A 12,842-nucleotide genomic window follows, 5' to 3' on the forward strand; every position below is an offset into this window, starting at 1 on the left:
TAATTTCACAACGAAAAAACGCAGAGTTTAAAAGTATTCCTCTGCGTTTTTTCATTTTTCATTGAAAAAATTTTATACCCTTAACGAGCCACGGAACCCTCTAGCACCATAGTAGGAATCCGCTCCATTATGGTACACAAAGACAGTGTCGTAACGACGGTCACAAAACAGAGCACCGCCAAGTTTTCTAATATTCGCAGGTGTTTGAACCCAACTCGATGTTTTCAAATCAAAGTTCCCAAGTTTCTGCAACTCGCGGTATTGGTCTTCCGTTAAAAGCTCAATCCCCATCGCAACGGCCATATCCATAACACTATTTTCTGGTTTATGTTTTTTCCTAGACTCCAGTGCTTCACGGTCGTAGCAGATACTTCTGCGACCTTTAGGACTTTCCGCTGAACAATCGTAAAATATGTATTCGCCCGTCGCCTCATCAAGACCAACAACATCTGGTTCGCCGTCCGTTCTTTCCATTTCATTAAGTGACCATAGTTTTTCTGGATTCCCTTCCAGCTTTGCTTGAACTTTGTCCCATTCAAGACCCTCATGACGATTCATGTGTTTCTCAAAACGTTTTTTTAATGTTGAGAGCAACTCTTCACGTGTTTCTTGTGACAATTCCGTACTTGTCTTTGTCATACTTGGTTCCCCCTTATCGTTTTTACCTATAATAGACTAACCCGTCCCGTTCGTTTAGTGGATTCTCACACTCTATAGTTTAACATAAACTGCTATTTACTTCGTATCACCTTTTCATTCGTATTAGTTTTGACAATGGACTGCACCCATAATCACAGGAACGACAACTATCACCTTGTAAAAGCACAAAAACTATAAATATTAGCCCCCCTGTCCATCTTTCACCTCCGCCCATATGAAATCATACACTGTTTTACAGATTGCAAATTTTTGTTTTCTTAAGGGGGATAAATATAAATGGATTTAACAGCAGCACATTGGATGTATTTCATAGGAACGTGCATCATTATTTTAACGATGCTGCTACGCCAAAATGTGGTGGTGCCATCCATTATCGTGACCTTTTTAGTTGGATGGATTTTCACGGGCTCGTTGACGGTTGGTTTGCAAACCATTTTTAACGCAAGTTTAATTGCAGCCGGTGAGCTTTTTAATATCTTTCTGATTATCACAATTATGACCGCGTTATTGCACTCTTTGAAATCCTTAGGGACGGATAAACAGATGATTACACCGTTTCAGCGGGTGATGAAAAATGGCCATATTTCCTTTTGGACCTTGATTTTCGTTACGTACGCCATCTCCTTGTTCTTCTGGCCAACACCTGCTGTTCCATTAGTTGGAGCATTGCTTATTCCTGTGGCGATTCGCGCTGGGCTTCCGCCAATTGGGGCGGCAATTGCCATTTCACTCGCTGGTCAAGGGATGGCATTATCTTCTGACTATGTTATTCAAATTGCTCCAACCTTAACCGCAACCGCTGCTGGTGCAAATGTTGGGATTGTTGCCGACCGGGCGTTTGTCTTATCGCTTGTCACAGGTATTGCCGCAATCGTGATCGCCTATCTAACGTTAAGAAAAGGGATATTATCCCCTTCAGACGATCACCTAAAGGCTTGGGAAAGACTCGATCAAACGGAAGAAATGAATGAGGGCTCTGAAATTACTGAACCTCATAAAAGCAAATACAGCTTCGTATTCGCGATCCTCGTTCCGTTAACATTTTTAATTATCATCATTTATATGTTTCTTGCTAAATTCTCCGATTTTATTCCATCAGTTGAGGGTGGAACAGGAGCTGCCTTAATTGGTGGTGCTTCTGCGCTCCTGTTAATTGCCGCTTCGATGTTTAAAAATGTACGGTCATCCTTGAATGCGGTTAGTGATAATCTAGTTAAAGGATTTTTATTCGCGTTCAAAGCCATGGGTCCGGTTATCCCAATTGCAGGCTTTTTCTTCATAGGAAGTGGCGAGTTGTCAGGCAGAATATTAGGCGTAGCTGCAGAAGATTCTCCATCTTTCTTGTTCGATTTAGTCGTTTCAGGTCAGCAATTCATCCCAGAAAGCCCGTTTATTGCAGGCTTTGGTATTCTTTTAATCGGAATGATTACGGGATTAGACGGGTCTGGTTTTTCTGGTCTTCCTTTAGTTGGATCCTTATCCGGGGCATTGGGCGGTAGTGTTGGCGTTGACCCAGAAACATTATCGGCGATTGGGCAAATGGGCTCCATTTGGGTTGGTGGCGGAACATTAATTGCCTGGTCATCCCTTGTAGCAGTAGCCGGCTTCGCAAAAGTTCCTGTCATGGACCTTGTTCGCAAGAGCTTTTTCCCGGTTATGATTGGGTTAATCCTCTCGACCGTAATTGGATTGTGGTTGTTTTAAATAGTGGTTTGCCTAAGTAAAAGACATGTTTATAAAAGGAGTAGTGGTCCTGTCCACTACTCCTTAAGTTTTTACAACCACCTTTTTATCTTATCTGCAAAACAAACAGACTCTCCTCCTAAAGGAAGAGAGACTGTCATGTCATACTATTTTCTCAAACATTTTAATGAAATTTAAAAGGAAGTTCAAGTAAAGGATTGCAGTTAGCTAATTACACTTTTTAACGATGTAAATCAATTGTTTTGAATTCGGGATAGTATACGATCCTCCATCATTTCGATGAATAAACGATTCGAGTTTTTTCGTTACTAAATAGCGAGATGACATATCTCCTTCTTGAAAGGAAGAAGTATCTTCACTTATAACAAGTGCATTTGTGTTGTTGTTCATGATCTCCGCAAGATCTCTAGTTGTATAAATCGTTCCTTTTTCCAAGTCAACAAGTTCATTCTCCATATAATCCATCGTTTTTTCCCTCCTTTTTATAATAATTCGATGGAAAGAGGGGAAAATCCTGCAGTTTTTGTCATACAAAAATAGTAAAAGTAGATTAATTTTTAAAAATTAAATCAATACACCCGATTGTTTCGCTTCAAATCGTAATTCCTCTCGAAACTGTGGATGAGCAAGGCTGATTAAGGACTGTGTTCGTTGCGAAAGACTCTTGCCTTTGAGTTGGGTGATTCCATACTCCGTCACGATATAATCTACGTCATTTTTGGACGTAGTCACCACCGAACCTGGAGTCAAAATCGGTTTAATTCTTGATATTGTTCCATTCTTTGCAGTGGAATGCATACAAATAAAGCCTTGTCCATTTTTAGAAAATTGGACGCCAGTGCCGAAGTCTACTTGTCCTCCTGTTGAGCTATAATAGCTTCCAGCAACCGTTTCTGAAGCACATTGACCATAAAAATCAATCTCGGTTGTCGCATTAATCGCAACCATCTTGTCTTCTTTTGCAATGTTACGAGGATCATTCACATAATCAACCGAAAGCATCTCCAGCTCTTTATTCTCATTCATAAAATCATAAAGGTCCTGTGAGCCTAAAGCAAAGGTCGCGACCATTTTGCCAACATGAGTGTACTTCTTCGCCCCGGTGATCACACCTGACTTATACAGGTCTTTTACTCCGTCTGTTAACATTTCTGTATGAATCCCCAAATCTTTATGGCCCTTCAAAAGACTGACGACCGCATTAGGAATTCCGCCAATCCCAACTTGGAGGGTGGAACCATTGTCAATTCGTTCCGCAACGTACTCCGCAATTTTTTTATCGGTATCGGTAATTTCGGCATTTTTCAGTTCAATTAAAGGATGATTATGATGAACATATCCTATTATTTGAGAAACGTGGACGTGGTTATCTCCGAATGTCCTTGGCATATGCTCATTGACTTGTAGAATGATAGGAATTTTCCCTATAAAGTAGGATGCGTAATCTGCTTGTGTGCCAAGAGAGAAATATCCGTTACGATCCATTGGGGTAGCCTGACAGACTAGAATCGGATTCTGGGTGGTCATTCCTAGCAGTTTAGGCATTGTATGAAAGTGATTTGGGATTAGCTCGCAATTTCCGTTCTTATATGCTTTTCGAGCAAAGCTTCCCATAAAATAGGAATAATAACCGATATGCGGATAGATCCCATGCATATAACGACGGTCTTTTAATTCTAGCATTTGGTGAATACGCAATGAGGCAAACTGTTGTGGTTGTTCATCGATAGCAGACAGAATGTAATCAGGTTCACCGTTTCCAATCGGAATAATCAAATCAGAATCATTAGGTATTAAGGATAAGACTTCTTGAATGCTTAATTCTTTAAGATGGTTCATGAGGAGACTCCTTTTGGTCACGAATTTTTAAAATTCACATAATACTCAATTATAAAAAATTTTAACATCTTTTCAATATAGTGGGTAGATTTTTATTCCTCTACTTAGTTTTGTGGATTTTTTAAGCAGGCATATTCCCGTTAGCTGACGAATTAATTACTTAAAAAAACACCTGAAAGAGTGATTCAAATGGAGCCCATTCCCTTTAAAGCATTTGCCATCACCAATGAAATTGATTTAAACAAGATTGCCGTTGATTGTGGCATTCCCAAAAAATTCACTTGGGAGGAACCTTTGATTTTAAAAGGAAAAATTCTAAGCTCGATTCTTCATAAAGATGTGAACGATTCCCAACAGGTGCTTGTCTTTTCCTTTGGAAGCATTGTCTTCATTAATTCATCGAACCCTGATGAAATCAAGAGCTTTTACTCCTATATCCATACCTTCGAACCTGAGGTTGACCTTAAGCAAGCAGAGCGATATACGGACGATTATTGTCTTCATATCAAAGAAAAAGAAAGTATTGAGTTAACAGACGAATATGTAGTGGTCCCAGAGTTTGACCCGATTTACCCGGAATTAATTTCAACGGTTCTCGCGAAGTCAGTGGCACTAGAGAAAACGGAAGAAGCTTTAGGCCATATCCATGACAAACTCGAGACGATGATTGACCGGCTCGAAAAGGGAAAACTTCGAATTGGCAATAAAGAACTGGCAAGGACTACGGCCAAAATTGTTCGACACGAGTACAATACCATTGCCTATATCATGATTTTAGATAAGCCTGATATTACCTGGACAAGTAGCACTGCCGGAGAATTTTACGACAACATGGCAGAGTTCTTTGAATTAAAGGACCGATACAAAATATTAAAAAGCAAAACAGAAACTCTATACAACATCATGGATGGCTTCTCAAATATCAGCCACTCCATCCGGGGGCTTTTTGTGGAATGGGTCATCGTGCTCCTCATCCTCTTTGAGATTATCCTTACGCTTTTAGAAATTGCCGGGTTACTACCATAGTCTAAAAGAAACGAACCAAGGCCCCTTTGAGGTCCTTGGTTCTACGAGTTTTTTAGAAAACACCAGCCTTTAAGCGGAGTTTTAAGATTTCCATTGAAAACATACTATCAGTTAATCGTACTCGTCCCTTTCTCAATCATGATGAACTCACTTAACTTTTCTACTAGATTCAGCCGGAGAAATCCGTTCCCTTCTGAACTTTTACGGAAACCCAGTGGCACTGTTCGTTTGATCAGTTGTGCATACACCTCTGCTTCACTCAATGTCCTATCAAACTCGTTTTCACTTACATTTATAATTAAAGCAAGAGCGCCAGCTATATGCGGAGCCGCCATTGAAGTTCCTGATAGATTTGCATATTTATTATCTGGGTACGTCGACATCACCTCTACACCAGGAGCGACAAGGTCAATTTCATTATGCGTATTGGTAAAAGGAGCAAGCTTAAAATCCTTGCTTACCGCCCCGACCGAAATGACTTCGTTATATGCTCCAGGATAAGCATACTCAAAGGTGTCTTCTTCGCCATCCCCTTCATTTCCAGCAGCCACTACGACGGAAATGTTTTGTTGAACGGCATGTTGAATCGCCTGATGCATTTCAGGGACATCGCTCGGACCACCGAGAGACATACATATCACCCGAACACGTTCGTTTTGAGGACCACGCCAATCAACAGCATAGTTGATCGCAGTGATAATCCAATCATAATTGCCTGCCCCTTCGCCGGTTAACGCCTTTAAGCCAACTATTTTCGCTTTGGGTGCAACCCCCGCAACTCCTTGTTGGTTTAAACTAGCGGCGATTGTTCCGGATACGTGAGTACCATGACCGTTATTGTCTTCGAAAAGGTCAGGATTTCCTTGAAAATCGGTTGTGAAATTTCTTCCACCAATGATTCGATCCTTCAAATCTGGATGATTTGTGTCTATCCCAGTATCAATAACGGCAACGACTATTCCATCCCCATGGTTGCTCTCCTCCCAGATATCAGGAGCCTGTACCAACCGAACTCCTTCTGGCGTTTCATTCGCGTGTTCCACAACCTGTTGAATCGTATACGGAATTAACTTCACTTGTTTTTCTCCCATCCTTTTCCTCCTTCGAATTATTTTAATCATCAGGGCGCTATTACCTTGACCACGCCCCTTAAAGAACGTTTGTTCTACATTATTATACCTTAAACACTACACAAAATATAGTCAAAAGTCAGTTTTTTCTAAAAATAAGAGATTCTGCGACCTATTAATCAAAGTCCCCTCTTGTCGTTCCCTTCCTACTCTCCCTCCAAAGTCCTAATTGACGATTTCGAGCTTCTCTAGCAAACTTTCTAAAATAGCCACTGAACTTCACATCAGGCGGAAAAGTCGAGGGTTCGGCATAACCATGTAAGACTAAGTCAGCATTAAACAACTTCGACCGGATCTCACTTTCGATGCTTTCATCAACAGGAAGTTCAACCCATACAAGGCGGAGAAGTCGACCATACTGGTCTGTTTCAGAAACATCCTTCTGCAGCCAAACATCTCTTCCCGCCAGTATCCTCGTCGTATAAAATCGAGCTTCTTGTCCATATCTTTCGGTTTTATAGGTTGATTCAGGCGTGTTGACCCCAATCAAACGGACCCTTTTTCGGTTAAAAAGTTCAAATGTGTCGCCATCCACAATTCGATGAACCACCACTCTTTGAAAGCCCCGTTGCTTATGCTCCTCAGACTGTGTTAAGTCTTCTGGTTCATTAATAAGTTTCGAACCATCATTAGTTAACATAATAATATTATCATCCTCCTCCTCATCTTTTTTAAGCGACTAATCTTCTGCACATTAATCGATCTGTTCACCTGTTCTTTCAACAGTTATATAGAGAAAAGAAACATGATAGGCAATGTACTAAAAAAATACTAGTCAAATTTTAGACAAAAAGCATGCAAATTGCGATAATAGAAACTAAATCTACTGAGTTAATTATTTTTATACTATTGCCGTTTGAATGACCTAAGTAAGGGTAATTTATTAAATGAGGTGAAAAAAATGAAAGTGACGATAACCCAAAGTGCAAATCAGCAGTTGAATAGCAAACTGGGCGAAGAACCGACTATTCGGCTTAATGAAGTTCGCACATCTGGTTGAGGTGCCACTTATGTGTATGAACTTGCTCAGGATGAGCAAACGAAAAGCGATGAGGTATTTAAAGTTGATCGTATTACCGTCTTAATAGACCCAATGGTGATTAACCATTTAGATGGCGATGTTGTCATTGACCATAATAAGAATTATGGATTTATTCTTAAAAATAATTATGAAATATTAACCTTTGGAATGAAATTTATTAAGAACTCTTAGAAGCAGGGGACGGTTTCCTGCTTCCTTTTTTTGAAGCTGGAATTGACAGAATGGGGTGACTGTCGACATTTTGCTGTTTCATTTCTTACTGCATCAAGCATTCCAAAGTTGTCTTAAATGATAAATTACATAGAACGTTCCACCAACCATCGGAAAAACTTATAATGTAAAACGAGAAGATAAATGAGAAATGGGTAAGACAAGACTGAATGCCACATTTTCCACTCATTATATTTGATAAAACCAACTTTATAACAAATGAACTCAAATACAATCGTAATCAGTGTAAAACTTAAAATGTAAATTAATTTCTTTTTTACAGATTTACCAAAAGGGTAAAAGTTCAATAATATTATACTGGTTGAAGAATACATCACAACTTGCCCAATTAATGCAGGGATTTGTATTCCTGGCTTATCGAGGACATAAAATTGATATTTTAAAGCGATTATTGCATCAACAAGAAGACCAAATAATGCTGCGAACATAGAAGTTGCGTATATATCATACAGTTTCAACTTTTTAGGAATTAGATAGGCAATAACAGCTAAGGTAAAGCTTGATATATACACAAATATAGTTTGTGGTTCCAATTTATATCCCCTATAAAAAGTCGTCGCTTCGTCTTCCTATTATGTAAAATTTATTCATTAACTATTCTGCACCCGTTGCTACTGTACATTTGATGTCAATCACGATAAAAAAAGCAGAAAACGGGCTTAAAAGTAAGCCCGCTTCCACTGTTCTTTCCTATTTCTTTGTAAAAAGGTTATCCTCATTCTGCTCATTCAGCTGATTCGCTAACGATTGGAAGAACCACTTTTTGAAACGCTTGATGTATCTGCTCACGCCCTCCAGACTGAGTATTTAGTTGCAACTTTTCTAAGTGATTTTACTCAATCTTGGTGGGACATTGATTATCCCCTATCTTTGTATCACTGAAAATTTCCGGAGGGTGTTTAGTTAACATAATGATATTATCATCTCCTTCTGTTGAAGCACCTCTTAAGCTATTATTCTTTCCCTAGTTATATAGAGAAAAGAATCGAAATTGGTATCGTTCAGAAAGAGAAAACACTTCTTTTTATGCAAAAAAATAGAACTATCCCTAGTTCTACCAGCAAACTAGGGGTTAGCCCCCTTCTAGAAAACGGTCCTTAACTGGCCCATACTCAAATAACTTGCCTTCATACACCTGATGTAGTCTTTCATTAGTTCGGAAATCATCAGGGGTAACGAGCGCTGAGAGTTTATCCCATAGTCGAAATCCTGACCGATGAAGGATTTCGGCAACAAACTGAGAACAGAAGTATGAATTGCTAAATTCTACGGGTTCTTTCAAGGAAACACCTATGACACCTAGGAGATTATAAAGAAATTTGTGTTGATTTTTTTTGAAGACATTTAACACACGTTTCATTTTTACGATGTCTCGATCGGAAACTTCAAGTCTATAAATAACACAAGTTGTTTCTGGATACTTGCTGTAGGTTCCTTCAAAAATATCTTCCTTCACAAAGCCACCGTTCATAGGATTACTCGGGTTTTTCCGTCCAAAACTATATAACTCTTGCAAATCTGGGTCAAAGGAGATCGATGCATGATTATATGGCGCCCTTGTATACTTTTTTATCGATTTTGTAAATAAGGTTCCTGTGTTTGTAAGCATAATATACACATTTCGGTTTCCATCCATCTGTTTTCCCTCTTTTAAAATTGTCATTTATAACCTATATTTATTATACATCACTCATAAAAATAGGTATAAAGTTGGTGAAGAATTGAATAGCACACTCTGGACACAATTTATCATTTTTATTAGTTTACTAACTATCAGTTTATTATTTCAAATCATAAAAAAGAGTCAGCCAGATAAGGATTTTACCTCTCTCTCCTCACGTGTGAAAACCTGGTGGGGAATGTTCGTCATCTTTGTTTTTGCCACATTATTTAACCCAGTCGTTTCCTTGTTGTCTTTAATGGTGCTCTGCTTTTTTGCACTGAAGGAATTTTATTCGATGATTAAAACAAGGAAGGTCGATCGACGCGCCTTTTTGTGGGCTTATCTGTCCATTCCTGTCCAATTTTACTGGATTTACGACGAATGGTATGGAATGTTTATTGTTTTCATTCCAATTTATGTATTTCTATTCTTGCCCATCCCTCGAATTCTTGGGAAAAAAGGGACTGTGGGATTTTTGCGATCCGTAAGTTCAACCCAATGGGGGCTGATGCTCATGGTATTTGGTTTAAGCCATTTAGCCTACTTCCAATTTGCATCACCTGAATACGGGGCCAATCTAGTATTATATTTGGTTTTACTAACACAGCTTAACGATGTTATCCATTTTTTAATCACTTTGTATTTTGGTAAAAGAAAGGTCATTCCAACCGCAAACCCAAACATCTCATGGGAAGGATTTATCGGAGCCACCATCGTCACAACGACCGTTGCTTATTTTGTCTATCCCTATTTAACACCTTTTGACCAAACCTTTGGCATTATCTCAGGATTGCTCATTAGCATCGGAGGTTTTTTTGGAGCATCAACCATATCCATTTTAAAACGAGATTTATTAATCGGAGATGACGAAAAATCTACTTCATTGAAGGAAAGTTATCTCAGCCGCGTTGATAGCTTAACGTATACATCTCCAATCTTTTTCCATGTTATTCGTTACTTTTTTGACTTTATGTAAACCGTAAACACCCAGGTGTTTACGGTTTTTCTAAATCTATCAGTAGCCCAATTCCAAACAAGCGGCCTCATCAGAAATAATCTCCAATCAACGATAGGTCAACAATTCACAGCCAAGATAAAATCAAAGCGTAGTACCACCCTGTCTCAAAAAAAAAATCCAATCCATCATGATTGGATTAGATTTTCAAGTCCTACTTAAACAAGTTCAATAAGCATTCCTGGCTTAAGATACGATAATAGCTGGACATCTTCTGCGGTTACTTTTCCAATAACGTTCACGCGTTTATCCGCGGGTAAGTCACGTAAAGTAATTTGGATTTCCCCGCGGTAACGTCCATAAAGGTCATTATCCATTGTAATCGAACCTGCCATACGAGAAACCGTCTGCTTTGGTACCACCGACTCGGTGGTTCTGGTATTCATAAATCTCAGGACATCCCGCGACAAATCTGGTCGCAACTGATATTGTCCACAATGTGTGAACCCGCCTTCGACACGGAGGGCCACTGTGCTTTCACTCGCCATTCTCATTAGCTTTTCCAATAATCCATGACCATGGTCGGGATCACCGATATACACTTCATCCACCCCGGATTGAAAAAGCTCTAAAGCTGCTAAAAATGGATCTGTATCTCGGTGATTTTCAAGTGTCGGCAACCCTTCACCTATCGGGCCACGCTTTTCCCCTGCCCCTGGTATATAGGCACTAATCGGAATGTTATATCGTTTATACAGTTCATTCTGCTGAGTGAAAAAGTCTTCACTTAAACCCGTTTCTACCCTTGGATAAAAATTATGCCACCCAATTAACTGCTCTGATTTTAATCCGCTGTTTAAAAGTCTCTTTAAATCTTCTTCAAATAATATACTTGCGTTCACTGCTAGTTTAAATTCAGTTGCTAAAGAAATAATGAGATCATGTTCAAAAAAGTCATCCAAACGCAAGCCAGTAACACCCAGCTCTTTCAATGCAAATAAACTATCAAGACCTAAATGGGCTGGCGTATGGTAAGATACATCGGCAAAAACTTCAATTCCGCAGTCTTTAGCCAGCTGCAGTAACTTTCTTGCTCTTCCCGCAAGATTGCCTGATTCTTCAGGGATGTGAAGCGAGGTAAATGCTCGCTTCACACCCATTTCTCCAGCCTGAATGATTCTTTCTTCAGCTAAACTGTCATTCAAATAGAACGAAATGCCAATCAATCAAATTCACCTGCCATTTCATCTTTAAACCCAAATAGGTAAGTAAAGACGAAACCTGCAGCGTAGGCAATTAATACACCTATTAAATATAGGAATACTTCCCCATTATTAACGATAAACGCAAGTGGTAAACCGGAAACACCGACCGCAACGGTAGCAATGTCAAAGTAGGCTTGGAACGCACCACCAAAACCAGCTCCAATACAAGCGGTAATAAATGGTCGCCCAAGTGGCAGGGTAACACCAAAGATTAGTGGTTCACCAATTCCTAAGATTCCAGATGGCAGTCCGCCACCGATAGCTCTTTTAAGACGCGGTTTTTTTGTTTTAATATAAATCGCAAAGGCCGCACCAACCTGACCTGCTCCGCCCATTGCTAAAATTGGTAGTAATGGGTCATCCCCAATGCTATTAATCAACTCAAGATGAACAGGTGTTAGACCTTGGTGTAAACCTGTTACTACTAACGGCAAGAAGGTTGCGCCTAATACAAATCCGGCAACAATTCCGCCCATATCTAGGACAGAAAGCAATCCTTTTGTAATAATATCTGAAATAAAACCGCCAACTGGCATAAACACTAAATACGTGACGATTCCTGTAACTAATAGGGCAATCGTAGGAGTAATAATGATATCAAGAGATTGTGGAACAAATTTGCGCACTCTTTTTTCAACAATAGCGATAAAAATGGCTGCAAGTAAGACGCCAATCAGACCGCCTCGCCCTGGAAGTAATTCTTCACCAAACAAAGTAATCGTAGCCGCAGCTGGATTAATAATCAAGATCCCAGCCAATCCCCCAAGTGCTGGCGACCCGCCAAATTCCTTCGCGGCATTTATCCCTACTAAAATACCAAGATAGGCAAATAATCCTCCGCCAATTACGGTTAAAATCGTCGCTAGCTGGGATTCAACTGACAACCAGCCTGCTTGAATAACGGCTTTTGAAATCCCTGTAATTAACCCGGATGCAACGAGTGCAGGAATTAACGGAATGAAAATGCTTGCAATTTTACGTAAGAATAATTTGAAAGGAGTAGCGTTCTTTTTATTCAATTCCCCTTTCACTACTGCTGCACGATCCTTTAAATTGATTTCCCCTGATGATTCTATTATTTTACCAAACTCTTCCGTTACTCTGTTCACTTTCCCTGGTCCAAGAATGATTTGTAGCGTTTCTTCTTCAACGAACCCGATTACGCCCTCAATCTTTTTTATAGCCGCTTTATTGACAAGTGACTCATCATGCGGAGTGACACGAAGACGAGTCATACAATGTGTATAAGACTCAATATTTCCCGCTCCACCTAATTGTTCTAATATTTTTTCTGCAAGAATTTTGTTTTCTCCAGCCATGCCGGCTC

Annotated in this window: 13 protein-coding genes; 4 read left to right on the forward strand and 9 right to left on the reverse strand. The window is 39.6% G+C overall.

All coding sequences use genetic code 11. The annotated features are described in order from the left end of the window. Nucleotides 1-72: 72 nt before the first annotated feature. On the reverse strand, nt 73-639 hold the full coding sequence (locus LG336_RS16735; protein ID WP_404328619.1) for a DUF4256 domain-containing protein: 567 nt from the start codon (nt 637-639) through the stop codon (nt 73-75). Between the two features lie 297 nt (nt 640-936). Here LG336_RS16735 and LG336_RS16740 point away from each other — a divergent pair, with 297 nt between their 5' ends. Then, nucleotides 937-2,364 carry a hypothetical protein gene (locus tag LG336_RS16740; protein ID WP_404328620.1) on the forward strand — a complete coding sequence of 476 codons (1,428 nt, stop codon included), beginning with the start codon at nt 937-939 and terminating at the stop codon, nt 2,362-2,364. Between the two features lie 207 nt (nt 2,365-2,571). On the opposite strand, the gene LG336_RS16745 is transcribed toward LG336_RS16740, so the two are convergent. After that, nucleotides 2,572-2,829, reverse strand: a complete 258-nt coding sequence (locus LG336_RS16745) for a hypothetical protein (protein WP_404328621.1) — start codon at nt 2,827-2,829, stop codon at nt 2,572-2,574. A gap of 99 nt (nt 2,830-2,928) precedes the next feature. Then, the gene (locus LG336_RS16750) at nt 2,929-4,203 is read right to left on the reverse strand and encodes an acetyl-CoA hydrolase/transferase family protein (RefSeq protein ID WP_404328622.1); all 1,275 of its coding nucleotides are present in this window, start codon (nt 4,201-4,203) and stop codon (nt 2,929-2,931) included. A 189-nt stretch (nt 4,204-4,392) separates the two neighbouring features. Between LG336_RS16750 and LG336_RS16755 the strand changes: the two genes are divergently transcribed. Continuing rightward, nucleotides 4,393-5,229, forward strand: a complete 837-nt coding sequence (locus tag LG336_RS16755; protein ID WP_404328623.1) for an RMD1 family protein — start codon at nt 4,393-4,395, stop codon at nt 5,227-5,229. A gap of 107 nt (nt 5,230-5,336) precedes the next feature. Here the strand turns inward: LG336_RS16755 and LG336_RS16760 are convergent, their stop codons facing one another. Together LG336_RS16760 and LG336_RS16765 are read right to left on the reverse strand one after the other, a co-directional pair. Then, nucleotides 5,337-6,320, reverse strand: coding sequence for a S8 family peptidase (locus LG336_RS16760; RefSeq protein ID WP_404328624.1), 984 nt, complete (start codon nt 6,318-6,320; stop codon nt 5,337-5,339). Nucleotides 6,321-6,474: 154 nt separating this feature from the next. After that, the gene (locus tag LG336_RS16765; protein WP_404328625.1) at nt 6,475-6,999 is read right to left on the reverse strand and encodes a thermonuclease family protein; all 525 of its coding nucleotides are present in this window, start codon (nt 6,997-6,999) and stop codon (nt 6,475-6,477) included. Between the two features lie 372 nt (nt 7,000-7,371). On the opposite strand from LG336_RS16765, the gene LG336_RS16770 reads away from it, so the two are divergent. Next, a complete protein-coding gene (locus LG336_RS16770) occupies nt 7,372-7,572 on the forward strand; it encodes a hypothetical protein (protein WP_404328626.1) in 201 nt (66 codons plus the stop codon). Between the two features lie 125 nt (nt 7,573-7,697). Here the strand turns inward: LG336_RS16770 and LG336_RS16775 are convergent, their stop codons facing one another. Together LG336_RS16775 and LG336_RS16780 are read right to left on the reverse strand one after the other, a co-directional pair. Further along, complete coding sequence (locus tag LG336_RS16775; RefSeq protein WP_404328627.1) at nt 7,698-8,165, reverse strand: CBO0543 family protein; 468 nt, start codon at nt 8,163-8,165, stop codon at nt 7,698-7,700. 539 nt (nt 8,166-8,704) lie between these two features. Beyond that, nucleotides 8,705-9,268, reverse strand: coding sequence for a hypothetical protein (locus tag LG336_RS16780; RefSeq protein WP_404328628.1), 564 nt, complete (start codon nt 9,266-9,268; stop codon nt 8,705-8,707). Between the two features lie 85 nt (nt 9,269-9,353). On the opposite strand from LG336_RS16780, the gene LG336_RS16785 reads away from it, so the two are divergent. Next, complete coding sequence (locus tag LG336_RS16785; RefSeq protein ID WP_404328629.1) at nt 9,354-10,271, forward strand: phosphatidate cytidylyltransferase; 918 nt, start codon at nt 9,354-9,356, stop codon at nt 10,269-10,271. A 197-nt stretch (nt 10,272-10,468) separates the two neighbouring features. Here LG336_RS16785 and LG336_RS16790 read toward each other — a convergent pair whose 3' ends face one another. Further along, nucleotides 10,469-11,476, reverse strand: coding sequence for a MupG family TIM beta-alpha barrel fold protein (locus LG336_RS16790; protein ID WP_404328630.1), 1,008 nt, complete (start codon nt 11,474-11,476; stop codon nt 10,469-10,471). Continuing rightward, nucleotides 11,473-12,834 (reverse strand): PTS transporter subunit EIIC, encoded by a 1,362-nt coding sequence (locus LG336_RS16795; RefSeq protein ID WP_404328631.1) that lies wholly within the window; start codon nt 12,832-12,834, stop codon nt 11,473-11,475. The genes LG336_RS16790 and LG336_RS16795 overlap by 4 nt, the downstream gene beginning before the upstream one ends. Nucleotides 12,835-12,842: the final 8 nt, after the last annotated feature.

The sequence above is a fragment of the Mesobacillus maritimus genome (assembly GCF_044803185.1).
Taxonomy (GTDB): domain Bacteria; phylum Bacillota; class Bacilli; order Bacillales; family Cytobacillaceae; genus Mesobacillus_B; species Mesobacillus_B maritimus_B.

Bases quoted from the DNA above. Each gene is read 5' to 3' on its own strand.
- LG336_RS16780 (WP_404328628.1), bottom strand. From the start codon at position 9,268: ATGGATGGAAACCGAAATGTGTATATTATGCTTACAAACACAGGAACC.
- LG336_RS16750 (WP_404328622.1), bottom strand. From the start codon at position 4,203: ATGAACCATCTTAAAGAATTAAGCATTCAAGAAGTCTTATCCTTAATA.
- LG336_RS16755 (WP_404328623.1), top strand. From the start codon at position 4,393: ATGGAGCCCATTCCCTTTAAAGCATTTGCCATCACCAATGAAATTGAT.
- LG336_RS16735 (WP_404328619.1), bottom strand. From the start codon at position 639: ATGACAAAGACAAGTACGGAATTGTCACAAGAAACACGTGAAGAGTTG.
- LG336_RS16740 (WP_404328620.1), top strand. From the start codon at position 937: ATGGATTTAACAGCAGCACATTGGATGTATTTCATAGGAACGTGCATC.
- LG336_RS16765 (WP_404328625.1), bottom strand. From the start codon at position 6,999: ATGTTAACTAATGATGGTTCGAAACTTATTAATGAACCAGAAGACTTA.
- LG336_RS16760 (WP_404328624.1), bottom strand. From the start codon at position 6,320: ATGGGAGAAAAACAAGTGAAGTTAATTCCGTATACGATTCAACAGGTT.
- LG336_RS16745 (WP_404328621.1), bottom strand. From the start codon at position 2,829: ATGGATTATATGGAGAATGAACTTGTTGACTTGGAAAAAGGAACGATT.
- LG336_RS16795 (WP_404328631.1), bottom strand. From the start codon at position 12,834: ATGGCTGGAGAAAACAAAATTCTTGCAGAAAAAATATTAGAACAATTA.